Source organism: Salinivibrio proteolyticus, from assembly GCF_001996165.1.
Taxonomy (GTDB): Bacteria; Pseudomonadota; Gammaproteobacteria; order Enterobacterales; family Vibrionaceae; genus Salinivibrio; species Salinivibrio proteolyticus.
Genome location: NZ_MUFP01000003.1, coordinates 139844 through 165674 on the forward strand (window position 1 = coordinate 139844; position 25831 = coordinate 165674).

Annotated in this window: 20 protein-coding genes; 10 read left to right on the top strand and 10 right to left on the bottom strand. The window is 52.9% G+C overall.

Annotation, left to right across the window (positions count from 1 at the left end):
* Positions 1–48 precede the first annotated feature (48 nt).
* The 5 genes from hslU to priA form a co-directional block, all read right to left on the bottom strand.
* Positions 49–1380, bottom strand: coding sequence for an HslU--HslV peptidase ATPase subunit (gene hslU, locus BZJ19_RS02980; protein ID WP_077674565.1), 1332 nt, complete (start codon positions 1378–1380; stop codon positions 49–51).
* Positions 1381–1391: 11 nt separating this feature from the next.
* Positions 1392–1919 (bottom strand): ATP-dependent protease subunit HslV, encoded by a 528-nt coding sequence (hslV, locus tag BZJ19_RS02985; protein ID WP_069590834.1) that lies wholly within the window; start codon positions 1917–1919, stop codon positions 1392–1394.
* A gap of 168 nt (positions 1920–2087) precedes the next feature.
* A complete protein-coding gene (locus tag BZJ19_RS02990; protein ID WP_077674609.1) occupies positions 2088–2639 on the bottom strand; it encodes an SPOR domain-containing protein in 552 nt (183 codons plus the stop codon).
* Between the two features lie 71 nt (positions 2640–2710).
* Entirely contained in the window at positions 2711–3748 is a 1038-nt protein-coding gene (gene cytR, locus BZJ19_RS02995; RefSeq protein ID WP_256369730.1) for a DNA-binding transcriptional regulator CytR, read from the bottom strand.
* A gap of 146 nt (positions 3749–3894) precedes the next feature.
* A complete protein-coding gene (gene priA / locus BZJ19_RS03000) occupies positions 3895–6093 on the bottom strand; it encodes a primosomal protein N' (RefSeq protein WP_077674566.1) in 2199 nt (732 codons plus the stop codon).
* A 218-nt stretch (positions 6094–6311) separates the two neighbouring features.
* Between priA and rpmE the strand changes: the two genes are divergently transcribed.
* The gene (gene rpmE, locus BZJ19_RS03005; protein WP_077640953.1) at positions 6312–6527 is read left to right on the top strand and encodes a 50S ribosomal protein L31; all 216 of its coding nucleotides are present in this window, start codon (positions 6312–6314) and stop codon (positions 6525–6527) included.
* A gap of 252 nt (positions 6528–6779) precedes the next feature.
* Positions 6780–8033, top strand: a complete 1254-nt coding sequence (locus tag BZJ19_RS03010) for a malic enzyme-like NAD(P)-binding protein (protein WP_077674567.1) — start codon at positions 6780–6782, stop codon at positions 8031–8033.
* Positions 8034–8147: 114 nt separating this feature from the next.
* On the opposite strand, the gene metJ is transcribed toward BZJ19_RS03010, so the two are convergent.
* Positions 8148–8465 carry a met regulon transcriptional regulator MetJ gene (gene metJ, locus BZJ19_RS03015; protein ID WP_069589843.1) on the bottom strand — a complete coding sequence of 106 codons (318 nt, stop codon included), beginning with the start codon at positions 8463–8465 and terminating at the stop codon, positions 8148–8150.
* A gap of 172 nt (positions 8466–8637) precedes the next feature.
* Here metJ and metB point away from each other — a divergent pair, with 172 nt between their 5' ends.
* The 3 genes from metB to metF all read left to right on the top strand — a co-directional run bounded on the left by metB (position 8638) and on the right by metF (position 13457).
* Positions 8638–9795 (top strand): cystathionine gamma-synthase, encoded by a 1158-nt coding sequence (metB, locus tag BZJ19_RS03020; RefSeq protein ID WP_077662611.1) that lies wholly within the window; start codon positions 8638–8640, stop codon positions 9793–9795.
* Positions 9796–9864: 69 nt separating this feature from the next.
* A complete protein-coding gene (locus tag BZJ19_RS03025) occupies positions 9865–12306 on the top strand; it encodes a bifunctional aspartate kinase/homoserine dehydrogenase II (RefSeq protein ID WP_077674568.1) in 2442 nt (813 codons plus the stop codon).
* Positions 12307–12557: 251 nt separating this feature from the next.
* Complete coding sequence (gene metF / locus BZJ19_RS03030) at positions 12558–13457, top strand: methylenetetrahydrofolate reductase (RefSeq protein WP_077674569.1); 900 nt, start codon at positions 12558–12560, stop codon at positions 13455–13457.
* A gap of 52 nt (positions 13458–13509) precedes the next feature.
* Here metF and BZJ19_RS03035 read toward each other — a convergent pair whose 3' ends face one another.
* The 3 genes from BZJ19_RS03035 to ppc all read right to left on the bottom strand — a co-directional run bounded on the left by BZJ19_RS03035 (position 13510) and on the right by ppc (position 18229).
* Positions 13510–14070 (bottom strand): PadR family transcriptional regulator, encoded by a 561-nt coding sequence (locus BZJ19_RS03035; RefSeq protein WP_077674570.1) that lies wholly within the window; start codon positions 14068–14070, stop codon positions 13510–13512.
* Positions 14071–14134: 64 nt separating this feature from the next.
* Positions 14135–15412: an O-acetylhomoserine aminocarboxypropyltransferase/cysteine synthase family protein gene (locus BZJ19_RS03040; RefSeq protein ID WP_077662614.1), complete on the bottom strand. Its 1278-nt coding sequence runs from the start codon at positions 15410–15412 to the stop codon at positions 14135–14137.
* 183 nt (positions 15413–15595) lie between these two features.
* Positions 15596–18229 carry a phosphoenolpyruvate carboxylase gene (ppc, locus tag BZJ19_RS03045; protein ID WP_077674571.1) on the bottom strand — a complete coding sequence of 878 codons (2634 nt, stop codon included), beginning with the start codon at positions 18227–18229 and terminating at the stop codon, positions 15596–15598.
* 529 nt (positions 18230–18758) lie between these two features.
* On the opposite strand from ppc, the gene argC reads away from it, so the two are divergent.
* The 5 genes from argC to BZJ19_RS03070 all read left to right on the top strand — a co-directional run bounded on the left by argC (position 18759) and on the right by BZJ19_RS03070 (position 25422).
* Positions 18759–19769 carry an N-acetyl-gamma-glutamyl-phosphate reductase gene (argC, locus tag BZJ19_RS03050; RefSeq protein WP_077674572.1) on the top strand — a complete coding sequence of 337 codons (1011 nt, stop codon included), beginning with the start codon at positions 18759–18761 and terminating at the stop codon, positions 19767–19769.
* A 9-nt stretch (positions 19770–19778) separates the two neighbouring features.
* A complete protein-coding gene (gene argB / locus BZJ19_RS03055) occupies positions 19779–20558 on the top strand; it encodes an acetylglutamate kinase (protein ID WP_077674573.1) in 780 nt (259 codons plus the stop codon).
* A gap of 54 nt (positions 20559–20612) precedes the next feature.
* Positions 20613–21824 (top strand): argininosuccinate synthase, encoded by a 1212-nt coding sequence (locus BZJ19_RS03060; protein ID WP_077674574.1) that lies wholly within the window; start codon positions 20613–20615, stop codon positions 21822–21824.
* 34 nt (positions 21825–21858) lie between these two features.
* Entirely contained in the window at positions 21859–23739 is a 1881-nt protein-coding gene (gene argH, locus BZJ19_RS03065; RefSeq protein WP_077674575.1) for an argininosuccinate lyase, read from the top strand.
* Between the two features lie 213 nt (positions 23740–23952).
* On the top strand, positions 23953–25422 hold the full coding sequence (locus BZJ19_RS03070; protein ID WP_077674576.1) for an alkaline phosphatase family protein: 1470 nt from the start codon (positions 23953–23955) through the stop codon (positions 25420–25422).
* Here BZJ19_RS03070 and BZJ19_RS03075 read toward each other — a convergent pair.
* The gene (locus BZJ19_RS03075) at positions 25419–25691 is read right to left on the bottom strand and encodes a DUF3624 domain-containing protein (protein ID WP_077640964.1); all 273 of its coding nucleotides are present in this window, start codon (positions 25689–25691) and stop codon (positions 25419–25421) included. The genes BZJ19_RS03070 and BZJ19_RS03075 overlap by 4 nt on opposite strands.
* Between the last annotated feature and the right edge of the window lie 140 nt (positions 25692–25831).

Consider the following 25831-nt stretch of genomic DNA (forward strand, 5'->3'; position numbering starts at 1 on the left):
TTTTATGCAAAAAAGGGCAGCGTTTGCTGCCCTCGATATCGGTGTGGATTAGAGAATAAAGCGGCTGAGATCTTCGTCATCCACCAGCTCTTCAAGGTGGCTACGCACGTACTCGGCATCCACTGTCACGCTTTGACCGGCGCGCTCGCTGGCTTCGTACGAGACGTTTTCCATTAAACGCTCCATCAGTGTATGCAGACGACGAGCACCGATGTTTTCGGTTTTCTCGTTCACGCGCCAAGCGGCAGAGGCGAGCTCATCGATACCACTTTCTTCAAACGCCAGATCAATTTCTTCGGTTTTCAGCAAGGCGGTATATTGCTGGGTGAGCGAGGCGTTTGGCTCGGTGAGGATACGCTTGAAGTCATGAGTTGATAGGGCTTCAAGCTCAACACGGATGGGCAGACGGCCTTGCAGCTCTGGGATCAGATCCGATGGACGTGACACTTGGAATGCGCCTGAGGCGATAAACAGGATATGATCAGTTTTGATCATGCCGTGTTTGGTCGAGACCGTACTGCCTTCCACTAACGGCAATAGATCACGTTGCACCCCTTCGCGCGATACGTCACCGCCGCTGGTGTTACCGGATTTACAAATCTTATCGATTTCATCAATAAAGACGATGCCATTGTTTTCCACCGCATGAATGGCTTGCTCTTTGATGTCATCATGATTGACCAGCTTGGCTGCTTCCTCTTCGGTCAACACCTTCATCGCGTCTTTGATTTTCATCTTGCGCTTTTTGGTGGTGTTGCCTGCCAAGTTTTGGAACATGCCTTGTAGCTGGTTGGTCATTTCTTCCATGCCGGGAGGCGACATAATCTCAACGCCCATTTGTGGAGCGGCAACGTCGACTTCTACTTCTTTATCGTCAAGTTTGCCTTCACGCAGCTTTTTGCGGAAGTTTTGACGGGTTGAAGAGTCTTCCTGACTGGCTTCATTTTGCCCCCAAGCGTCACGGGCGGGTGGCAGCAAGATATCGAGGATACGCTCTTCCGCTTGCTCTTCAGCACGGAATTTCACTTTCTCCATCGCTTGCTGTTGGGTCATGTTCATCGCCACATCCGCGAGATCGCGAATAATGGTTTCCACTTCTTTACCCACATAACCGACTTCGGTGAACTTGGTCGCTTCGACTTTAATGAAAGGCGCATTGGCAAGGCGTGCCAGACGGCGAGCAATCTCGGTTTTACCCACACCCGTCGGGCCAATCATAAGGATGTTTTTCGGCGTGACTTCCGCACGCAGATCTTCTGGCAGCTGCATACGGCGCCAGCGGTTACGCAGTGCGATCGCCACCGCACGTTTGGCTTTATCTTGGCCGATGATATGGCGGTCAAGCTCATGCACAATTTCGCGTGGAGTCATTTCAGACATGACAAATCCTGTTATTTACTCTCGAGTTCTTCGATGGTGTGATGCTGGTTGGTGAACACACAAATGTCACCAGCGATCGCGAGGGCTTTTTCGGCAATTTCTCGGGCGCCTAGCTCTGTATTTTCGAGCATGGCGACGGCGGCGGCTTGGGCAAAGTTGCCACCTGAGCCAATCGCAATGAGATCACGCTCAGGCTCAACCACATCGCCGTTACCAGTGATGATCAGTGACGCGGTTTCATCCGCCACCGCCAATAAGGCTTCGAGTCGGCGTAGGGCGCGATCGGTGCGCCATTCTTTGGCGAGTTCAACTGCCGCTTTGGTGAGATGGCCTTGATGCAATTCGAGTTTGCGTTCAAAGCGCTCAAATAGGGTGAAGGCATCCGCCGTACCGCCAGCAAAACCAGCTAATACTTGGCCGTTATATAAACGACGAACTTTGCGTGCATTGCCTTTCATGACAGTGTTACCAAGGGAGACTTGGCCATCGCCAGCAATGACCACTTTACCTTCGCGGCGAACGGAGACGATTGTAGTCACGGGAACCTCTTTGTTTGTTTCTGGTGCACCAGATGGGTGATTACCTTAAGAGTTTGGGCCGCGGACGAGGGTTTTCAAGGGGAGCGGTAATATTTCCTCGCGCTGTCTTACCACCGATGCACTACCGGTCCGACTCATAAAGCGGACCGGTAGTGCAGGACAAACGGATTATTCCCAATACCAGATGGCGCAGGGTTCGATACCCGCACGGCGTAGCATGTTGCGATCCCGCTCAGCTTGACGTTTACGCGGGTAGGGGCCGAGCACCACACGGTACCACGCGCCTTTTTCGCCTTGGCTGACCTTGATTTGGCTTTCAAGACCTTGAAACGCAATCATCGCTTTACGCTCACTGGCTTGTTCGCGACTGCGATACGCGCCACATTGCATCAGATATGGACGGGTTGATTGGGGGATTTCCTTCGCTTCAACCTCTACCTTTTTGCTTTCCAGCTCTTCGATGTAGCTCCATTTTTCTTTGGGCTTTTCAGGCAAGGTGCTCTTCGGTTGCGGCTTCGCCGGCGCAGTGGGTTGCTGAGGTTGCGCTGGCGCCGGCGTATCGGTTTGGCTCAAAAGGTATAAACCATAGCCAAACGCGCCCACTAACGCGATCGCAAGCAGTGCCCATTTAAGTGGGAAACCTTTACGAGCCGGTGGTTGGCGACGGGAAGTTTTTTTGCGTGGCGCTTTGCCACGTTTGACGTAATCACGAGTTGCCACAGCAAATAATCGAATCAAGAAGCCAGTAAAGCGCTCATGTTACTGGCTTCAACCCGTGCTGACTAGTCTTACTATCGAGACGGGGGCGCGACACTCTCACGGATCACCAATTTGGCATCCAGTAAGCGAGAGCCGGCGTTCACATCTCGTCCGCGTAAGATACTGAGTAACATCAGCATTGCTTGACGACCAATGTCATAGCGAGGCTGTGATACCGTGGTAAGCGGTGGATCGCAGTACTCAGCGAATTGAATGTCATCAAAGCCGACAATAGAAATATCTTGCGGCACACGCATGCCCAAGCGTTTTGCCTGCTGCATGGCACCCACTGCCATCACATCACAATGACAGAATACAGCAGTGGGGGGTTCGGGCAGGGATAACAGGCTTGTCATGGCGCGAGCACCAGATGCAAAACTGAAATCCCCAGTCACACTGTAGGCGGGGTTAACCGTGATCCCAGCTCGGCGCAGTGCTTGCTGGTAGCCTTGGGTGCGGAACTGTGTCAGTGCCGTATGAGTTGCACCGGTAATGTTGGCAATACGGGTATGCCCCACTTGGGTGAGGTAGTTGACTGCCTCGAACGCCGCGGTGAGGTTATCGATATGCACGGTGGGCAACTCGAGCTCTGGCGCATATTCACAGGCCATCACCAAGGGGGGAAGATTTTTTTGCTCTGGCTTGCTGACATCAAATGGGACATCCGTGCCCAAGAGCAGCATGCCGTCGGCTTGCTTGGTAAAAACTAAATTCACAAAGGAGTTTTCACGGTTTTGCTGCTGGGCACTGTCGCCAAGCAAGACCAAGTAGCCGTGTTCCATCGCCGCTTCTTCGATACCACGAATGATCTCACTAAAGTAGGGATCGCAGATATCCGGAATGATCGCGACAATGGTCTTAGACTCATTGCGGCGAAGATTGCGCGCGAGTGAATTGGGGGAATAGCCAGCTTCAACCACAGCCTGTTCGACCTTCTTTCGCGTGGATGCTGACACCTTTTCAGGGTTCATCAGTGCGCGCGAGACCGTGGCAGTAGATACACCGGCAATGTGGGCAACGTCCTTCATTGTCGCCATAATGACAGTCCTCTTGTTGTCTGAGTTAGTCAGATCAGTAAGTTATTCACTCCTCTGACCTGTCTAGGATGCGTCAATTTGCGAAGGTATTCTACCTAGGCTTGGCCCATATAAATACGAACAAGCTAACACTTATTGCAAAGAAACCGTGATCTACGTCGCTTTAATGCAAGGGAATGTTAAGAAAGGTCTTGCGGCTCAACATCTAATGACCATCTGACTTTACGCGACAAAGGCAATTGTTGGATGACGGGCAAGGCAACGGTGAGCCATTGTTGCATCACTTTTCGTGACGGTGCTTGGATCAGCAGTTGCCAGCGATAACGCCCTGCGCGTCGCGCCATCGGCGCAGGCATCGGCCCCATAATGTGTACCTCATCATGTTGAATGGGTGAGGCGGCCAAGGTTTGTCGGACTTGCTGTAAAAATTGCTGCACGCTGTTGTCCTCATGCCCTTCGGCACGAAACAGGCTTAAGAAGGTGTAAGGGGGCAGCCACGCTTGGCGACGTTCCGCCAAGGCAGAGTCAGCAAATGCCTGATAACCCTTGTGGATCAGCGCTTGAATCAGACTGTGCTCAGGGTGGTGGGTTTGCAAAATCACCGTGCCGGGTTTGCTGGCGCGGCCAGCTCGTCCCGCGACTTGTACCATTAGTTGGGCGAGACGCTCTGGGGCACGGAAGTCATTACTGAACAAGGCGCCATCCACATCGACAAGCGCCACCAAGGTGACATTGGGAAAGTGGTGACCCTTCGCAAGCATTTGGGTGCCGAGTAAGATTTGGTACTCACCTTTTTCGATGCCAGCGAGATAGCTCTCTAAGCTGCCTTTGCGTCGGGTATTGTCGCGATCGATACGGACTGTATTGTAGTCGGGAAACAATTCGGCCAGTTGAGCTTCGAGTTGCTCGGTCCCCACGCCCACACTGATTAGCTGTGTCGAACCACAATCCCCACATTGGGGCGGCACGCGTTTTTGATGCCCGCAATGGTGGCAGCGTAACTCTTGATGCTGTTGGTGGAGGGTGTAGTAGGCATCACAGCGTTGACAACTGGCGAGCCAGCCACATTCGTGACACATCATTGCAGGCGCATAACCACGGCGGTTTAAAAACAACATCACCTGATTTCCCTGCTGAAGGTGCTGACGCATTTCGGCAATTAAGGGTGCCGATAAGCCCGCCTCAAGATGGTGGCCTTTGATGTCGAGCACCCCTTGGCGGGCGGTGACTGCATTGCCCGGACGTTGGGTCAAGCGTAAGTATTGGTATTTTCCCGTTTGTGCATTGTGCAGCGTTTCCAGCGACGGTGTCGCCGAACCGAGCACCACAGGTATCTTTTCTTCATGACCGCGCATCACTGCCAGATCGCGTGCATGGTAGCGAAAGCTGTCTTGTTGTTTATATGAGGGGTCGTGCTCTTCATCAATAATGATGATGCCAAGGTTTGCCATCGGGGTGAAAAGTGCTGAGCGAGTTCCAATCACAATTGCGGCGTGATTGTCGCGAGCCGCCAGCCACGCGTTCAGTCGCTCGGTATCATTAAGTCCCGAATGCATCACGGTAACTGGGACGTTAAAGCGACGTTCGAATCGGCGGATGGTTTGCGGGGTGAGACCAATTTCTGGCACCAAAATTAACGCCTGCTCGCCGCGGGATAATACCGGCTCTAAGACGTTTAAATACACCTCGGTTTTGCCTGAGCCAGTAATACCTTCTAAAAGTACACAGGCAAAGCCATCGCTGGCGTTGATGGTAGCAACGGCCATGGCTTGCTCATGATTCAGTGATGGCTTGTCTTCACTGATGGCAAAGTGCCGTGCCCAAGCTTTGCTTTCAAGCGGTGGGGTATAAGGCGCGATCCAACCCTTATCGACCAAGGCGTTAATCACAGCGGGGGTAATGTCTTGCTCCACGAGGTCGGCATGTGGGGCCGGGCCGTGGGTGAGGAGGGTTAATACACGCGCTTGCTTTGGCGCGCGGGTAAGCCCGGTTACCGGTTGATTCTGTCCGGCTTCGGTCAGTTGCCACCATTTTTGCTGCTTAAGCGCTGCGGGTCGACCTTTACGCAGCAGCGTTGGCATCACGGCGCCCATCGCATCGCCAAGTGGATGATGATAAAAGCGGCTTGCCCATTGCAAAAGGTGATAGACGGCGGGAGTCCAAAGTGGCGCATCATCCAATACCTCAGTGATCGTCTTGACTTGATGGGCGGCAACACTGGGGCTGGTGGTGATGGCAGTAACAATGCCGACCTTGTGCTGGCGACCAAAAGGCACCTTCACACGCGCTCCCACCACAGGGACGTGTTCGGTAATCCGGTAATCAAATGTTTTCGCCAGCGGGACCGGTAAGGCCACTTGTGCAAACTGTTCCATCACAACATCTTATCGGCTAACAAGATGCTCAGTGTAACGGCTTGACTCAGGGAGGCAAAGCCTTGTCGTGGGATACAAGTAAAAGGGAGATTGCACAAAAAAGTTGCGAAATCGAGGTCGCTTGATTAGAATTGCGCGCCTTAGAAAATGTTTGTTAACGACGTGTGGTGCCCGGCTTAGGATCGGGAGAGCGACACGGCCTTTAATATGAGGTTATCCCTATGAAAGCTGGTATCCATCCAGAGTACAAAGCTGTCAATGCTAAGTGTTCTTGCGGCAACGAATTCGCGTTCAACACCACTCTTGGTAAAGACATCAACCTAGACGTGTGTGACAAATGTCACCCATTCTACACTGGTAAGCAACGTATCGTTGACACCGGTGGCCGTGTTGACCGCTTTAAGAAGCGTTTCGGTGCCCTTAGCAGCAAAAAATAAGCCGCTAACAGCCGAATGCGAAAAAGGGGTGCGAAAGCGCCCCTTTTTTGATCCCGTCGTCACCTTTTTAACGTCGAGAGGTCGGAGGTTAACGTTCGGGACCGTTTTGGACTGGTGGACCTTTAGCCACTGCGTTAACATCTTCTATCTTGCTTGAATCTACCCTGTGGTTTGAGTATAGCGTTGCTGATATCAGCAGCCTTCCCAGCTGATATTGGTGCACCCCTTCACGATAATAACTAGGAACACTACATGTCGGACGATAAACGCCAGCAAGCGCTGGATTATCATGCATACCCTACTCCCGGAAAAATCTCTGTTGAATTGAGCAAGCCTGCTGACTCGGCGGCGGATCTGGCGTTGGCATACAGCCCTGGCGTTGCAGAGCCGGTCCGTGAAATCGCTCAGAACCCAGACGCTGTGTATCAATACACCGCAAAGGGCAACATGGTTGCGGTGATCTCAAACGGTACCGCCATTTTGGGATTGGGTAACTTAGGGCCAATGGCCTCAAAGCCCGTCATGGAAGGTAAAGCTTTGTTGTTCAAGCGTTTTGCTGGCTTGGACTCGATCGACATTGAAGTCAAACACCGTACTATCGATGAATTCGTGGATACCGTCGCGAACATCGCGGATACCTTTGGCGGTATCAACCTAGAAGACATCAAAGCGCCGGATTGCTTTGAAATTGAAAAGCAGCTGATTGAACGTTGTGAAGTGCCTGTTTTTCACGATGATCAGCACGGTACCGCGATTGTTACCGCAGCGGGTATGCTGAATGCCCTTGAGCTGCAAGGCAAAGATATTGGTGAAGCCACCATTGTGTGCCTCGGTGCTGGTGCCGCGGCCGTTGCCTGTATGGAGCTATTGATCAAATGCGGCGCGCAACGCGAAAAAATCTACATGCTGGATCGCAAAGGCGTGATCCACACCCGTCGCGACGACATCAATAAGTACAAGCAATTGTTTGCTAACAATACCGACAAACGTACCCTCGAAGATGTGATTGAGGGCGCCGATTTGTTTGTGGGTGTGTCAGGGCCAGACTTGCTTTCGCCAGAGGCATTAAAACTGATGGCCGATAAGCCGGTTGTTTTTGCCTGCTCGAACCCAGATCCTGAGATTAATCCAGAGGTCGCGCATAAAGTCCGTGATGATTTGATCATGGGGACAGGGCGCTCTGATTATCCAAACCAAGTCAACAACGTACTCTGCTTCCCGTTTATTTTCCGTGGCGCGTTGGATGCGCGTGCCAGTGAAATTAATGATGCAATGAAACTGGCGGCCGTCGAGGCGATCCGTGGTTTGGCGAAAGAGCCTGTCCCACAGTCGGTATTGGACGCGGCAGGTGTTGATGCGCTGCATTTTGGCCCGGATTACATTATTCCTAAGCCAATGGATGCACGCTTATTGCCACGCGTAGCTCGTGCGGTGGCACTTGCAGCGGTTGAAACTGGCGTCGCCCGTATCGAGATGCCAGACAACTATATGCTCGACAAGGCGTAATATGCTCGATAAAGCGTAATGCATGAGCGTTAGGAAAAGCGCGGTGCTATAAAGCCTGAGAAGGCTGTACCGAGCACCTATGATGACAGAAAACCCGCCAATCGGCGGGTTTTTTTAGTATTCGCTATCGTCGAACTCGATACCTAATTCTTTCATGATCTGACGCGCTTCAGCAGGAATGCTGTCAGGCTTGTCTTTGCGAATATCGTCATCGGTTGGCAATGGCTGGCCGGTATAAGCATGCAAAAATGCTTCACACAGCAGCTCACTGTTGGTCGCGTGACGCAGATTATTAACCTGACGGCGTGTCCGCTCGTCAGTGAGAATTTTTAAAACTTTAAGTGGGATAGAAACGGTGATTTTTTTCACCTGCTCCTTTTTCTTACCATGCTCGGCATACGGATTAATGTAATCGCCGTTCCACTGCGCCATGTCTCACCTATCTTGATTATTGAATACCCAGAATGATGCTGCGGAGATTCTAGCTATATTAACCGCCACATGCAAAGCTGTATAGACGTCTAGAAGTGTTGACGTCTCAAAAAGTGCAGGGTAAGGTGAGGATAACAACGCTGGCTCGCGCACCACATCGCAAGGATGAACCATGACCCGAAAAAAAACTGACACCATCGCTGTAAGAACTGGCATTGGCACCGACACGCAACATCATGCGGTGGTCCCCCCTTTATATCTCTCGACCAATTATCGCTTTCCTGCGTTTGGGGATGTGCCCACCTATGACTATGCACGCGGAGGGAATCCGACCCGCGCGCAGTTAGAGCAAGCATTGACTGATCTAGAAGGGGGCGCAGGTGCGGTGGTAACCAACTGCGGGATGGCCGCGATTAATTTGGTGTTATCGCTATTGAATGCGGGTGACAAAATTGTGGCCCCACATGACTGTTATGGTGGCACGTACCGGTTGCTTGAGTCCCGAGCCAAGCAGGGAATTTGGCAGGTTAAATTTGTCGATCAATCCGATCCAGACGCCTTGGCGAGCGCCTTGGCAGAATCGCCAAAGTTGGTACTGGTGGAAACCCCATCGAACCCCTTGCTGCGCGTGGTCGATATTGCTGATATTTGCCAGCAAGCGCATCAAGTCGGCGCTTGGGTGGTGGTCGACAACACTTTTTTATCTCCCGCTTTACAGCAACCTCTTGCGCTAGGAGCCGACATGGTGGTGCATTCGACCACCAAATTTATTAATGGCCATTCTGATATTGTCGGTGGCGCGGTGATCGCAGCAACCAGTGAACTCGCCGAAACCTTAGCTTGGTGGGGCAACTGTATAGGCGCCACGGGCAACGCGTTTGACAGTTATATGACATTGCGAGGGTTGCGTACCTTAGGCGCACGGGTTAAACAACACCAGCAAAACACGCAAGCGGTACTCGCCTATCTGCAAACGGTTCCTGCTGTGCGCCAACTCTATTATCCGGGACTCGCTACCCATCCGGGTCACGAAATTGCTGCCCGTCAGCAATCAGGCTTTGGTAGTATGCTGAGCTTGGAATTGGATACCGACAGTGACGGGGTGGCGCGCTTTATCGCAGGCCTTTCGCTATTTGCTTTAGCAGAGTCGTTAGGCGGTGTAGAAAGCTTGGTCACACACCCAGGCTCCATGACACATCGGGCGATGAGTGATGCGGCGCAAGCGGAAGCGGGTATCGCACCGACTTTGCTGCGCTTTTCAATCGGACTGGAAGATGCGGATGATCTCATCGCTGATTTGGCCCACGCTTTTGCGGCATTAGCCGCGTAACTCGAACAACGTTACGGCGCTGTTCCTTGCTTTACCCTGATATTTGGTTAGACAAAGAGAGACCTTGTCATGCATGCGCAATCGACGGAGACGTCCCCTGAATCACAACGACAACTTCATAAATTTGGCGGCAGCAGCTTGGCGTCGCCCGCCTGCTATCGTCGGGTTGTCGATGTATTGACCGCCCACGCGGGCCGCCAAGATTTGATTGTGGTCTCCGCGGCAGGCAAAACCACTAACCAATTGATTGCCTATTTGGCTCAGCTCAACAAAGACGGTCGCCTCGCCCATGAAACGCTACAGACCTTGCGCGGCTTTCAGCAAGATTTAATTGAAAATCTGATTGATGGTGAAGATAAGCAGCGCCTTGTCGATGCCTTGTATACAGACATCGCCACGATTGCGACCTTGGGTGAGGGCGCGCTGACTGACGCAGATAAGGCGCGTATTCAAGGGTTTGGCGAGGTATGGTCGGCACGCTTACTGGCGAGCTTGCTTAGCCAGCACCAGCAACCGGCTGTGATGTTGGACTCACGTCTGTGTCTACGTGCCGAGCGGGCAGCGCAGCCGGAGGTTGATCGGGGAGCGTCTTGGCCATTGCTGAACAACCAGTTATCCCAATATGCCCACACCCATGTGGTGATCACGGGCTTTATGGCACAAAACCAAGCGGGAGAAACCGTGCTGCTTGGCCGCAATGGGTCCGATTACTCGGCAACCATTTTAGGCGCACTGGCAGGGGTGAGTCGGGTGACGATTTGGAGTGATGTGGCTGGGGTGTACAGTGCCGACCCGCGTCACGTGGACAATGCTTGTTTGTTGCCTTTGATTCGATTGGATGAGGCGGCTGAGCTGGCACGTCTTGCTGCCCCTGTGCTACATAGCCGCACCTTACAACCGGTCGCGCAGAGTGCCACCGATCTCACCTTGCGCTGCACGCATGCACCTGATAGTGGCTCAACCCGTATCGAACGTGTGCTCGCCTCTGGGCGTGGTGCAAAGATCATTACTGCGCTAGATGATGTCTGCCTGTTGCAGTTTGATGTCGCACGCGGCCTCGACTTTCAGGCGTTTAAGCAGGAGCTAAGCCGCACCCTGACTCAGCTCAAGCTGCAACCTCTAGCTGTCGATTACCGTGATGACCAGCATCGCATTCAATTGGCATTCAGTGCAGAAGTGATCGATACCGTGATGGCACAGATTCAGGACGCGGGCTTGTCTGCGGAATTGCGTTTGCGTGAGGGCTTTAGCATGGTGGCGGCGGTGGGGGCCGGTGTGGTCAATAACCCCGTCCATTGCCACGGCTTTTACCAACAGCTGAAAGCACACCCTGTCGAGTTTATGAGTGAGTCGGCGTCTGGGCTTAGCTTGGTTGCGATTTTGCGTCAAATGCAGACCCAAGCCTTGGTGGCGGGGATGCACGATGCCCTGTTTCAGGCTCAGCGGCGCATCGGTTTGGTGTTAGTGGGAAAAGGCAACATTGGTACCCGCTGGCTCAGCCTCTTTGCCGAGCAAAAAACAGCGTTGGAGAAGCGCCATGGTAAAGGGGTCTCATTGATCTCTGTGGTGGATAGTCGCAACCAATGGCTGGATTTTGCCGGTATCGATCCTAGCCGTGTGTTAGACGGATTCGATGACAAAAGCGAGCCCTATTTTGATGACGAGTGGCTTACCAGCCTGCTCAATCATCCCTATGACGATGTGATTGTGTTGGACGTCACTGCCAGTGCGTCACTCGCGTATTTGTATCCTCGGCTTGCTGAACATGGCTTTCATTTGATCTCGGCGAATAAAGAAGCGGGAGCGGCACCGGCAGAGCAATATCATGCTATTCAGCAGGCCTTTGCCAAAACCGGACGGCATTGGCTTTACAACGCGACCGTCGGGGCAGGGTTGCCGATTAACTACGCGGTGCAAGATTTACAGGAAAGTGGCGATCAGATCCTAGCCTTATCCGGCATTTTCTCCGGCACACTCTCGTGGCTATTTTTACAATTTAGCGGCGAGGTTCCGTTTAGCGTGTTGCTTGAGCAGGCTTGGCAGCAAGGATTAACCGAGCCTGATCCGCGTGAAGATCTCTCCGGCGCGGATGTGGTGCGCAAGCTGGTGATATTAGCGCGTGAGGCCGGTATGGCGTTAGAGCCGGAGCAAGTGAAAGTGGAGTCGTTAGTGCCAGAGACGCTGCAAGCACTTTCTTTGGACGGTTTTTTAGATAACGCCAGCCAAATGGATGAGGTGCTGCATGAGCGTTTAATGAAAGCACAACGCGACCGCTCGGTGCTACGTTATGTGGCGCGTTTAGACGGCCAAGGTAAAGCGCAAGTCAGTTTAGAAACCCTGCCGGTTGAACACCCGCTGGCGCATCTGCTGCCGTGTGACAATGTATTTGCGATTGAAAGCCAATGGTATCGCGAAAACCCATTAGTCATTCGTGGCCCTGGCGCGGGGCGTGATGTCACTGCAGGCGCGATTCAATCCGATCTTAACCGTTTGATTGGACGTCTCCACTAGCTGGCGCATTTGTATTCGACGTTTACTAGGCTGCTCAATGATGCGTTGAGCAGCCTTTTTTCTGCCACGCATCAACGGCTTTTCCACCATACTGATCTCGACGGCCTGATTCATAACGTTATGAGTTTTTTTCATTAATGTATCGTTGACATTCTCGCCGGATAACGCCAATCTTTAGACATATGGACGTCTAAACGTATAAACAAAAACACACATCATCGCACACACCATATTGGTTGCAGGGAGAGGGTATGAGCTACACGCACGCGGGCCACATTGATGCACTGAATCAGAACATTGCTGACTTAAATGGCGATATTAACGTCTCATTTGAGTTTTTTCCGCCGAGTACCCCAACCATGGAGGAGACACTTTGGAACTCCGTGCATCGCTTAAAAGCGCTCAAACCTAAATTTATGTCAGTGACCTACGGCGCCAATTCAGGCGAGCGCGATCGTACCCACGACATTGTGAAAAGCATTCATGAACAAACGGGTATCGCCGCGGCGCCACATTTGACCTGCATTGATGCCAGCGAAGACGAGCTGCGTCATATTGCCCGCGACTATTGGCAAAACGGCATTCGTGACATTGTGGCGTTGCGTGGTGACTTGCCCTCGCCAGAGAAAAAGCCCGATATGTATGCGGTGGATTTGGTGCGTTTGCTCAAAGAAGAGCATGATTTTGATATTTCGGTCGCCGCTTATCCCGAAGTGCACCCAGAAGCGAAAAGCGCGCAGGCGGATTTAATTAACCTCAAGCGCAAAGTGGATGCGGGGGCCAGCCGGGCGATTACCCAGTTTTTCTTCGATGTGGAAAGCTACCTGCGCTTTCGTGACCGTTGTGTGGCGACGGGCATTGATGTCGAAATTGTGCCGGGGATTTTGCCGGTCTCCAACTTTAAGCAGGCGTCGCGCTTTGCCAAGATGACCAATGTGCGCGTGCCGCAATGGATGCACAAACAATACCAAGGTCTAGAGGATGATCCTGTCACGCGTCAGATGGTTGGGGCCTCGATTGCTATCGATATGGTGCGAGTCCTGAGTCGGGAAGGGGTGAAAGATTTCCATTTCTACACCTTGAATCGTGCCGAGCTTACTTATGCCTTGTGCCATACCTTGGGCGTACGTCCACTTGTGGCGGTCTCATAAAAAAACGCCCACAATGGGGCGTTTTGAGGTTGCGTGTTGTGTGGTTTGCAATTTATGCCGAGCAAGGTTCGCGAGGGGCTAGCATAGCCAATTCGTCGCGTACCTCTTGTGCCCAAGCCAGCCAAGCGCGGCGTTGATGAATGGTACGACGCAAGGCTAAACGCAGCAGGCGCTGCTGATTGGTAAGCGGGTTGGCTTGACCAAATTCGCGTTGCTCAATCATGGCGTAATGGTTGAGGAGTTGCTGCGATTCGGCAATTAACTGATTAACATGACCCAGCATAGGGGACGGGTCGAGCACCTCGCAGCTTAACAGGCGTGCGACATACTCATCCCGCTCGGGGGCAAGTCTTGGCTCACTGAGTAACCAAGCTTGCAACATGTCAGTGCCGATCGGCGTAATGGCATACACCTTTCGATCGGGCTTACCCATCTGTGGCTCCAATCGGCAGCTCACCGCCCCTTTTTCTGCGAGCTTGGTAAGCTCGCGATACACTTGCTGATGGCTGGCTTTCCATACATAGCTAATGCTAGTGGAAAACGCCTTGGTAATATCGTAACCCGTGGCCTCGCAGTTGCTTAGCACCGTCAGTATTACATGGGGTAGTGACATCTCTTCTATCCACAATTAGTCGTACAACAATAGGTCGGCCCGGAATGCGATAACCTTCTTTGGGTTATTTCGCCAAACTCAAGGCCTGCTCAAGGTCGGCAATGATGTCATCAATATGCTCAATGCCGACACAAAGACGGATCATTTCTGGTGTGACGCCGGCCGCGGCCTGCTCCTGCTCGTTTAACTGACGATGAGTGGTCGAAGCAGGATGACACGCGAGCGACTTGGCATCGCCAATGTTCACCAGACGTTTAAATAAATTCAGTGCATCGTAAAAGCGCACACCCTCATCAAAGCCACCTTTCAAGCCAAACGACAACAATGACGCGGGCAATCCACCGCGGATCAGCGTTTGGGCGCGAGAATAATGCGGATGCGTTTCAAGGCCGGCATAGTTCACCCACGCCACGGCAGGGTGATTGGCTAGGTAATCGGCCACGGCTTTGGCGTTCTCGCAATGGCGCTCCATTCGCAGGCTCAAGGTTTCTAACCCCTGCATCAACATAAAAGCATTCATCGGTGAGAGTGCCGCGCCACTGTTACGTAGCGGCACCGTACGTGCGCGGGCAATAAATGCGGCTGGGCCAAAGGTCTCACTGTAAACCACGCCGTGATAGGCCGGCTCCGGTTGTGAGAATTGCGGGAAGCGGGCTTGATGTGCCACCCAGTCAAAGGTGCCGCCATCGACAATCATACCGCCAAGGGTGGTGCCATGGCCGCCAATGTACTTGGTGAGTGAGTGCACCACGATATCGGCCCCATGCTCAATCGGTTTACACAAAACCGGTGTGGCCACGGTATTGTCGACCACCAACGGGACCCCATGCGCATGGGCAACCTTGGCTAAGCCTTCAATGTCGGCGATATTACCGGCCGGGTTACCAATCGACTCGCAATACACCGCTTTAGTATTGGCATCGATCAGCGCCTCAATGGCACTGGCGTCGTCACTCGCGGCAAAACGCACCTCAATGCCTTGCTCAGGGAGCATGTGGGCAAACAAGGTATAGGTGCCACCGTAAAGCTGTGGTGTGGCGACGATGTTATCACCGGCCTTGGCGAGGGTTTGAATCGCATAGGTGATGGCAGCCGCGCCGGCACTGACGCAAAGCCCCGCAATACCGCCTTCTAGTGCCGCCACGCGTTGTTCCAACACGTCGTTGGTCGGGTTCATTATCCGTGAGTAGATATTGCCCGGTACATCAAGATTGAACAGGTCAGCACCATGTTGGGCATTATCAAACTCGTAAGCGACGGTTTGATAAATGGGCGTTGCCACCGATTTGGTGGTGGGGTCGGTCTGGTAGCCGTGATGAATCGAGAGGGTTTCGTCTTTCATGGCAATTCCTTTGCGTTGTTGGGTCGCGTCAGTGCGACCTTCAATAGTAATAATATTATCAATGCAACAGCAAGCATTAGCTGCGGCTTTGCATAAAAAAGTCTGTGGTTAGGATTTCCTCAGCGTCGTCTGTGTGCCAAGACAAAAAAGCCGCACCCTAGGGTACGGCTCTACTATCAAGGATTAACCGGTATTGCGCAGCCCCGCGGCAATTCCCGCAATGGAAATCATCAAGGCATCGTCGAGTGACTGATCGCCTTGTTCCGATTGCCGTGTACGGTATAAAAGCTCGGCTTGCAGCATATTGAGCGGCTCGACATAAATATTACGTAAGCGAATCGCTTCAGCGCCCCACGGGTTTTGCTCCATCAGGTTATCGCTATTTTCTACTGCCAGCACAACCTGAATATCTTGGCGTAATTGCTCACGTAAGGATTCACCTAGCGGCCAGAGGTTTTCATCGACCAAGCGCTGATCATAGTACTTGGCAATGTCTAGGTTGGTTTTGGTAAACACCATTTCCAGCATCCCGAGACGGGTAGAGAAAAACGGCCATTCGCGACACATTTCTTCCAGTTGGGCTTTATGGCCTTTTGCAATGGCGTGATCGATAGCCTGTCCAGCCCCCAGCCAAGCTGGCAGCAATAAACGGTTTTGACTCCAGGCGAAAATCCAAGGAATTGCCCGTAAGCTTTCCACACCACCGTTGGGGTTACGTTTGGAAGGGCGCGATCCCAGTGGCAGTTTGCCTAACTCAAGCTCAGGCGTGGTGGAGCGGAAGTAAGGCACAAATTGCTCATGGCCGCGCACCACATCGCGGTAGGCTTGGCAGGAGATGTCACTTAAGGTGTCCATCAGCTGACGCCATTCTTGCTTAGGCTCTGGTGGTGGCAGCAAGTTCGCTTCCAAAATGGCGCTGGTGTAAAGGTTTAAGCTGTTGACGGCAACGTCGGGTAGCCCCAACTTAAAGCGGATCATCTCGCCTTGTTCGGTCACCCGCAAACCGCCTTTTAAGCTGCGCGGAGGTTGTGAGAGCAATGCCGCATGCGCGGGTGCACCACCGCGACCTACGGTGCCACCACGACCGTGGAAAAGTACCAAGTCGACGCCTTGGTCATCGCATAAATTGACTAGCGCTTCCATGGCGCGATATTGCGCCCAACCGGCGGCCATCACTCCAGCGTCTTTGGCGGAATCCGAGTAACCGATCATCACCATTTGGAAGTTCTGGGTAAAGCCTCGGTACCAATCAATGGCCAGCAGCTCACCAATCACTGCCTCGGCATTGTTCAGATCGTCCAAGGTTTCGAATAACGGGCACACGTCCATACGGAATGGACAACCGGCCTCTTGCAGCAATAGGTGGACAGCCAGCACGTCGGAAGCGGTACGTGCCATCGAAATGACATAGGCGCCCAAGGCTTCACGCGGCTGCTCGGCAATCACTCGGCAAGTGTCGATCACCTCTTGGACGTCAGGCGAGGGTGACCAATCACGTGGCAACAACGGACGCTTAGACGCCAGCTCGCGGGTTAAGAAGGCTTGCTTGTCTTGCTCGCTCCATTGGGCGTAATCGCCCATCCCCAAATAACGGGTCACTTCTGAGAGCACATCGGCATGGCGGGTACTTTCTTGGCGAATATCGAGTTTGATCAGGTGCACGCCAAAGCATTGCACGCAGCGGAGTAAGTCAAGCAATTTGCCGTCGGCAATAATGCCCATGCCACATTGATGGAGCGACTGGTAACACGCCAATAATGGTTGCCACAATTGCTGAGTATCGGTCAGGATCCCTTGTGAGGAGGCGCGTTCGCCTTTCAGTTTGGCGTCCAAATAGCTCAAGGTATGAGTTAGCTGGCTGCGCAAGGTTTTGAGGATAGCGCGATACGGTTCGTGCGCCTCGCCGGCCATCTCACGCACAGTGTCATCACACTGTGTCATTGACAGTTCACTGATCAAATCCTGCACATCGCGCAAATACAAATCCGCTGCTTTCCAGCGTGATAACAGCATCACTTCACGGGTAACCTCGCTGGTGACATAGGGGTTACCGTCGCGGTCGCCGCCCATCCACGAGGAAATTTGTACCGGTTTGGCATCAATGGGTAAGTTGATATCGAGATGGCTTTCAAGCTGCTGATCAAATTGGCGTAAAAACGCCGGTACTGCTTGCCACAGTGAATTTTCAATCACCGCGAAGCCCCATTTGGCTTCATCAAGTGGGGTAGGTCGCTCTTGGCGGATCACATCGGTGTGCCATGCTTGTGCAATCAACTGCTCAAGACGTTTCTCTGTTTTGGCACGCTCTGCCGCCCCCAAATGTTCACTGAGCTCTAACTTCGATAAGCACTTATTAATCTGCACCAAGTTATGAATGGTGGTGCGGCGTGCGATTTCGGTCGGGTGAGCGGTCAGGACTAACTCAATTTTTAAATCGGCGATCGCTTGTTGCGCGTCATTGGCATTAATCTCACCTTGGCTGACACGGCGGAGTAAATCGTCGATAGCATCCGGGCTGCACTCCAGCGCGTCGCATTGACGCGAGACGGTGTGATATTGCTCGGCGATATTAGTCAGATTCAAAAATTGGCTAAAGGCGCGGGCGACCGGAAGCAGTTGGTCAGCCGGCAAGTTTTGCAGCACGGTTTTCAGCTTAGCATGATCGTCCTGATTGCCAGCGGCAGCCGATTTTGAGAGCTGACGAATTTCCTCAACTTTTTCTAAGAGTGCTGGACCATGGGCATCTTGGATGGTGTTACCCAGCAGACGGCCAAGCATACTGACATTGCTTTTTAAGGCAGAGTACTTTTCGTTCATAGCGTATCCATTCTGTAACAAAGTTACATCCTACTGTGACTGTAAAGAACCAATCTAGCGAATATTGCGCGATCGGGTCAACTTAACCGCAAATTAGCGCGAAAACTGGCCACCGGATTTGATGCTTATCATAGCACCACCCTAAAAGCTGAAAAAAAGTTTCAGCTTTTAGGGTTGCCAGCCCTCCGAGGGTTTCTCCGCGCCCGCTATATCGCGACTTTCTCGTGAATGGCGACAGGGTGATTTGCATGATTAGATAGAATTATTGCTCTTTTATGAATGAATATACATAAAAAGTGGCTTTTTACGCTTTTAGGACTTGACGTCCAAACGGGAATGCGATAAAAAATAACCATTCACTATTTATGAATAAAAATATCCTTGAGAGTTGACCCATGATGCCACTCGCCACCAAATACAACGCCCTTTCTGCTCGACGACGCTAGCCTGCCTTGCGTGGCTATTGGCTACGCCCTCGATACTCTGCTGCACCGCAGCACACCGTAAACACCCATAAAGAGAGACACCCATGACCCTTAACACCATTATTGTCGGTGCCAGTGGCTACACAGGAGCCGAGCTTGTCGCCCTTGTCCATCGCCATCCGCAACTGCACTTGGCCGGTTTATATGTCTCGGCAGGCAGTGAAGACGCTAATCGTCCTGTGAGCGCGTTGCACGGTCAACTGCGTGGCGTGGTGGATATGCCACTGATGCCTTTGACCTCGCCACAGGATTTGGCCAAGCAAGCCGATGTGGTGTTTTTAGCCACTGCGCATGCGGTTAGTCATGAATTGGCGCCGATTTTTCTGGCTCAAGGTTGCGTGGTGTTTGATTTGTCGGGGGCGTATCGGGTCAATCAAGCGGATTTTTATCCTACCAATTACGGCTTTTCGCACCAGTCACCGGCATGGCTGGCGCAAGCCGTGTATGGCTTGGCGGAGTGGCAACAGGAAGCATTATCTGCAGCGCAGCTGGTAGCCGTGCCGGGATGTTACCCGACCGCCAGCCAATTAGCGCTCAAACCTGTGCTGGATGCAGGCTTGTTGGATAAACAAATGTGGCCGGTGATCAATGCCACCAGTGGCGTAACGGGCGCGGGGCGAAAAGCGAGCCTGACCAATAGTTTTTGCGAAGTGAGCCTGCATGCCTACGGGGTGTTTTCTCACCGTCATCAGCCAGAGATTGCCGCACACCTAGATACGCCGGTGATTTTCACCCCACACCTTGGCAGTTACAAACGCGGCATTCTTGCCACCATTACCGCCAAATTAGCGCCAGGTGCTAGTGAGGCCGAGGTGGGGCAGGTACTGAACCAGGCTTATCAAGATGCGCCGCTGGTACGGGTACTTCCTGCCGGTGAGGTGGCCAAGCTGCAAGCGGTGCAACATACCGGCTTTTGCGATATTGGCTATCAGGCCGCGCATGGGCATCTGATCCTTACCAGTGCGATCGATAACTTACTTAAAGGCGCGGCCAGCCAAGCCGTGCAGTGTTTAAACCTTAAGTTTGGCTTTGCCGAAACCACAGCGATTGTCTAGGAGAAACGGATGAAAACGCCATTAGTGATTAAATTAGGCGGCGCAGCACTGAGCTGCAGCGAGACCCTCGCCAAGGTTTTCGGCGCGATGAACACCTATCGCAGTGAGGCTGAGCGCCCGCTAGTGCTGGTGCACGGTGGCGGCTACTTGGTTGATCAACTGCTGAAAAAACTCGCCCTCACCAGTGTGAAAAAACAAGGCTTGCGGGTCACGCCAGCCGACCAGATTGATTATGTCACCGGTGCTTTAGCTGGCACGGCCAATAAGCTGCTGTTAGCTGAGGCGCGTAAGGCGAAGATTAAAAGCTGTGGCTTGAGCTTGGCCGATGGCGGCTTGTGTCAGGTCAGCCAACTGGACCCCGAGCTTGGGGCAGTGGGGGAAGCCAGCGCCGGTGATCCGAGTCTGCTGCAAGCGGTACTGGCCGCGGATTGTGTTCCTATTATTAGCTCGATTGGCATCAGTGACCAAGGTGAGCTGATGAACGTCAATGCCGACCAAGCGGCGGTAGCGGTGGCAACCACTCTCGGGGCGGAGCTGGTGTTGCTGTCGGATGTCAGCGGCGTGTTAGACGGCAAAGGGCACTTGCTGCCTTGCCTCACCGAGTTAGATGCGCAGCACTTAATGGAAAAAGGCGTGATCACCGATGGCATGGTGGTCAAGGTCAACGCGGCGTTTGCCGCTGCCCGTGAACTGGGTAAACCAGTGGAGATTGCCACCTGGCGTTACCCAGAAAAACTCACGCAATTATTCGATGGCCAGCAAATCGGCACCCGGTTTAGCGCCAGTTAATTAGACGTATAACGACGCGACGACACCGTCGATTTAGGATTTAAGGAGAGCAAGATGAGCAAGGTAAATAAAGTTGTACTGGCCTATTCGGGTGGATTGGATACCTCGGCCATCATTCCGTGGCTAAAAGAGAACTATGACTGTGAGGTGGTGGCCTTTGTTGCCGACGTCGGTCAAGGCGAACAAGAGCTCGAAGGCATTGAGCAAAAAGCGCTCGCTTCCGGGGCATCCCAGTGTTTTATCGCCGATCTGAAACACGAAATGGTGGCGGAGTATATTTACCCCAGCCTGAAAACCGGTGCGGTGTATGAGGGCAAATACCTTCTAGGTACCTCGATGGCGCGTCCGATCATTGCCAAAGCGCAGGTCGAGTGCGCCCTAGAGGTTGGAGCGGATGCACTTTGCCACGGCTGTACCGGCAAGGGGAACGATCAAGTCCGTTTTGAGAGCACCTTCTCCGCGTTGGCGCCGCAACTGAAAGTGATTGCGCCGTGGCGGGAGTGGGATCTTACCAGTCGTGAAGCCTTGCTCGATTACTTGGCCGCCCGTGACATTCCTTGTACGGCGAGCCTTGAGAAAATTTATTCACGTGATGCCAATGCTTGGCACGTTTCGACCGAAGGCGGTGTGCTGGAAGATACTTGGACCGCGGCCAACCAAGATTGCTGGGTATGGACAGTGGCACCGGAAGAGGCGCCCAATACGCCTGAGTTTGTCACCTTGGGAGTACAAAGCGGAGAGGTGGTCTCGGTCGATGGTAAGTCCATGTCGCCTTATGACGTGCTGACGCTGCTGAACGACAAAGGCGCCCAGCATGGCGTGGGACGGATTGATATTGTTGAGAACCGTTTGGTGGGGATGAAATCCCGCGGCTGTTATGAAACCCCAGGTGGCACCATCATCATGGAAGCGCTGCGTGGTGTTGAGCAATTGGTGCTGGATAAAGAGAGTTATCAGTTCCGTGAGGAGCTCGGTTTAAAAGCGTCTCACCTGATTTATGATGGTCGTTGGTTTACCCCGCTTTGCCAGTCCATTCTTGCCGCGGCCAATTCTCTTGCCGCGCCGGTATCGGGCGAGGTGGTGGTCAAGCTCTATAAAGGGCAAGCGACTGTGATCCAAAAGCGTTCAACCAATAGCCTGTACTCGGAAGACTTTGCCACCTTTGGTGATGATGATGTCTACGATCACAGCCATGCCGAAGGTTTTATCCGTTTGTATTCGCTGTCGAGCCGGATTCGGACGCTGAACAAACAAAAACAATCCTAATTAAAATGCATCGTGAGCAGTAAGGAGAGACAGCATGGCATTATGGGGCGGACGCTTTAGTCAGGCAGCAGACAAACGGTTTCAAGCGTTTAACGATTCACTGCGCTTTGACTATCGCCTAGCAGAGCAAGACATTGTGGGCTCCATTGCTTGGTCCAAAGCCTTGCGTTCGGTGGGCGTGCTGAGTGATAACGAGCAACAGCAATTGGAGCTCGCGCTCAATGAGCTCAAGCTGTCGGTGATGGAAAACCCAAAGCAAATCTTACGCTCAGAGGCTGAAGACATTCACAGCTGGGTCGAGCAGCAACTGATCGACAAAGTCGGGGATTTGGGCAAAAAGCTGCACACCGGACGCTCGCGTAACGATCAGGTCGCTACGGATCTCAAGCTCTGGTGTCGCCAACAAGGCCAGCAAATCTTGCTGTCTCTCGACAAGCTTCAGCAGCAGCTGGTGGATGTGGCCAGCCAACACCATGATACCGTGCTGCCCGGCTATACCCACTTGCAGCGTGCGCAGCCAGTGACCTTTGCCCATTGGTGTTTGGCCTATCTGGAGATGTTTGAGCGCGACACCACCCGCTTACAAGATGCGCTTAATCGTCTTGATACCTGTCCGTTAGGATCCGGCGCGCTGGCGGGCACGGCGTACCCGATTGATCGCGATGCCTTGGCGCAACAACTGGGCTTTGAACGGGCCACCCGTAATAGCCTTGACTCAGTCTCAGACCGTGATCATGTGATGGAGATGCTGTCTGCGGCGTCGATATCAATGCTGCATTTATCACGGATGGCCGAAGATATGATCTTCTATAACTCGGGCGAATCCGGGTTTATCGAGCTGGCCGATACGGTGACGTCAGGCTCCTCGCTGATGCCACAAAAGAAAAACCCCGATGCGCTAGAGCTTATCCGCGGTAAAACCGGCCGCGTCTATGGCACCTTGTCGGCGATGATGATGACGGTGAAAGCCTTGCCACTGGCCTATAACAAGGATATGCAAGAAGATAAGGAAGGGCTCTTCGATGCCATGGACACTTGGCATGATTGCTTGGATATGGCCGCCTTGTGTTTTGAAGGTATCACCATTCACAAAGATAAAACCTTGCAGGCGGCGCAGCAAGGTCATGCCAACGCCACCGAGCTCGCGGATTATTTGGTGAGCAAAGGGATCCCGTTCCGTGAAGCACACCATATTGTGGGCGTGGCGGTGGTATCCGCCATTGAGCAAGGTTGTGCATTAGAAGCGCTGCCGCTTGCCACCTTGCAGCAATTCTCACCAGTGATTGAAGACGATGTGTATGCGATGCTCACGATTGAATCCTGCTTGGCCCAACGTCGGGCGCTGGGTGGGGTGGCGCCCGAGCAGGTCAGCTTTGCCATTCAAGAGGCGCAAAAGCGTTTAGATAAGCGCTTTACCCCCAAAGTCACGGTGCGCTCGGCAAGGCTCACTGACCTCGATACCATCGAAGGCATGGTGGTGTATTGGGCAAAATTGGGGGAGAACTTACCTCGTGATCGCCATGAATTGGTGCGTAATATCGGCCTATTTGCGGTATCCGAGCATCAAGGCGATCTCACCGGCTGCGGATCGCTGTATATTTACGACTCAGGACTTGCAGAAATCCGCTCCTTAGGGGTTGAAGCAGGCTGGCAGCGCCAAGGTCACGGTACCGCGCTGATGATGCACTTGATTAAAAAAGCCAAGCAAATGGCGATTGAGCAAGTCTTTGTCCTCACCCGAGTGCCCGAGTTTTTCACTCAATTAGGCTTTACCCCGGTGTCGAAATCGCAACTGCCTGAGAAAGTGATGAAAGATTGTGAAATCTGTCCGCGCTTTCACGCCTGTGACGAAGTGGCACTGACCTATAACATTGCCGGGCCAGCCACGATTTCGACCTTCTCTACGCTGGAGTAGGGTGACATCGTCTATTGCCTGACGCTATCAGCGTCGTCGTTATCCCTCCTTAAGGCTGTGTGCTGACTAAGTCGCAGCCTTTTTACCTATCGGTGTCATAAAAACTTCATCAAATTGAGTGGCTTACAAATTGTTACATTGTACGGTTTGTCACAGAAGCGTCACGTGCAATGACCATCATGCCCGCGTTTTCTCGTTAATGATGGAGATTTTGTGGTGAAAACAACTGTGACGGCCGCAGTGGCCTCAGCCTTATTAGCGGCAACTGCACACGCAGCAGTGCCTCAACAAAACGATGTCTGGTACCAAGACGCGCAAGCCGCCTTGGCGGCCGCTAAAGCGAACCCACCTATTACGGGCAAAGCCAAAAACGTGATCCTCTTTGTCGGTGATGGCATGAGTGTGGGGACAATCACCGCGGCGCGGATTTATCAGGGCCAGAAGCAAGGACAAACCGGTGAGGAAAACCGCCTTGGCATGGAAAGCCTGCCGCATGTTGCGCTAGCCAAAACCTATAACACCGACATGCAAACCCCTGACTCGGCCGGGACCGCGACGGCGATGGTCACTGGGGTGAAAACCAAAGCCGGGATCATCAGTGTTGACGATAACGTTCAGCGTGGTTTTTGTAGCACCGCCAAAGGTAACGAAGCGAAAACCTTATTTGAAATGGCGGGCGAGAAGGGCAAAGCATTAGGTTTAATCTCAACCGCCCGTTTAACCCACGCCACCCCAGCCACCACCTACGCGCACAGTGCGGATCGCAATTGGGAGAACGATAGCAAGTTACCCAATATTGCCAAAAACCAAGGCTGTACTGATATCGCCAGCCAATTTGTCGACTTTGATGCTGGGGAGGGTTTTCAGGTGGCGTTCGGCGGTGGGCGGCGTGAATTTATTCCTGCCGATAGCGTCGATCCTGAGGGCAAAAAGGGCAAGCGTAAAGATGGACGCAACCTGATTGAGGCATGGCAAACCCGTCACCCTGATGGGCAATACATTTTCGATAAATCCGGTTTTGATGCCATCGATCCGGCGACCACCTCACGCGTGTTTGGTTTGTTTGAAAGCAGCCACATGAAATATGAAGCGGATCGCCGTGAAAGCCAAGATGAGCCGTCATTGGCGGAAATGACCAGCAAGGCGATCGATATGCTCAGCCGCGACAAAGACGGCTATGTGATGATGGTGGAAGCCGGACGTATCGACCATGCTCACCATGCGGGCAACGCCGCGCGAGCATTAGAAGATACGTTGGCTTACGACGATGCCATTAAAGTGGCCTTAGAGAAAACCAACCCAGAAGATACCCTGATTATTGTCACCGCCGACCATGCCCATACCATGGTGATGAACGGCTATGCGGAGCGGGGCAATCCGATTCTCGGTTTGTCACGTCAAAAGGGGCGCTTGAATCAGGATGATTTTGGTAAAACCTATACCACCATCACCTATGGTAACGGCCCGGGAGCGGTGAAAGGTGAGCGTGAAAACTTGCAAGAAGGGCAGGTGCGTGCGCTGGATTACAAACAGCAATCCTTGATTAAGCTCGGTTCGGAAACCCACTCCGGTGAAGATGTGGCCATCATGGCGCGTGGGCCGATGGCGTGGTTATTCCAAGGTGCCGTGGAGCAAAACTACATTTTCCATGTGATTAACGAAGCCACGGATCTGGCCGATTAATCGTCTGGTATGTCTGACGACCCGCGCTCTGGCGCGGGTTTTTTATTGCGCCGAAACGGATAAATCACCACATGTAGTGTGAGTAGCACACTGGCACTGCCGGCGGCGAATAACAAGGCAATCGACTCCACTTGCCGTGGCGTATCGGCATAGCCCCACCACCAAAGCGGCCAAAGTAGCGCGCACATGGCGGCCAGTTGCTTCATGCAACGGGTACAGCGTCCCAGTTTTTGTTGCCAAATCGCGGACTGACAGTATTTGCAAGCCATGCGGTGTCTCTTGGTCGGTAGTAGCGATAGCTTATTGTGGCTCAGTGGGCCGCCGGATACAAAAAAGCCCTCCAACGAGGAGGGCAAAAGGTAAGCAAGTGCTTGGGGAAGCAACAGGCAGCGCCTGTAAAGCGCCGAGT

Coding starts and splice junctions, on each gene's coding strand:
- argH (WP_077674575.1), top strand. CDS start 21,859: ATGGCATTATGGGGCGGACGCTTTAGTCAGGCAGCAGACAAACGGTTT.
- BZJ19_RS03060 (WP_077674574.1), top strand. CDS start 20,613: ATGAGCAAGGTAAATAAAGTTGTACTGGCCTATTCGGGTGGATTGGAT.
- metF (WP_077674569.1), top strand. CDS start 12,558: ATGAGCTACACGCACGCGGGCCACATTGATGCACTGAATCAGAACATT.
- ppc (WP_077674571.1), bottom strand. CDS start 18,229: ATGAACGAAAAGTACTCTGCCTTAAAAAGCAATGTCAGTATGCTTGGC.
- argC (WP_077674572.1), top strand. CDS start 18,759: ATGACCCTTAACACCATTATTGTCGGTGCCAGTGGCTACACAGGAGCC.
- BZJ19_RS03025 (WP_077674568.1), top strand. CDS start 9,865: ATGCATGCGCAATCGACGGAGACGTCCCCTGAATCACAACGACAACTT.
- rpmE (WP_077640953.1), top strand. CDS start 6,312: ATGAAAGCTGGTATCCATCCAGAGTACAAAGCTGTCAATGCTAAGTGT.
- metJ (WP_069589843.1), bottom strand. CDS start 8,465: ATGGCGCAGTGGAACGGCGATTACATTAATCCGTATGCCGAGCATGGT.
- hslU (WP_077674565.1), bottom strand. CDS start 1,380: ATGTCTGAAATGACTCCACGCGAAATTGTGCATGAGCTTGACCGCCAT.
- BZJ19_RS03075 (WP_077640964.1), bottom strand. CDS start 25,691: ATGGCTTGCAAATACTGTCAGTCCGCGATTTGGCAACAAAAACTGGGA.
- argB (WP_077674573.1), top strand. CDS start 19,779: ATGAAAACGCCATTAGTGATTAAATTAGGCGGCGCAGCACTGAGCTGC.
- BZJ19_RS03035 (WP_077674570.1), bottom strand. CDS start 14,070: ATGTCACTACCCCATGTAATACTGACGGTGCTAAGCAACTGCGAGGCC.
- BZJ19_RS03040 (WP_077662614.1), bottom strand. CDS start 15,412: ATGAAAGACGAAACCCTCTCGATTCATCACGGCTACCAGACCGACCCC.
- metB (WP_077662611.1), top strand. CDS start 8,638: ATGACCCGAAAAAAAACTGACACCATCGCTGTAAGAACTGGCATTGGC.
- BZJ19_RS03010 (WP_077674567.1), top strand. CDS start 6,780: ATGTCGGACGATAAACGCCAGCAAGCGCTGGATTATCATGCATACCCT.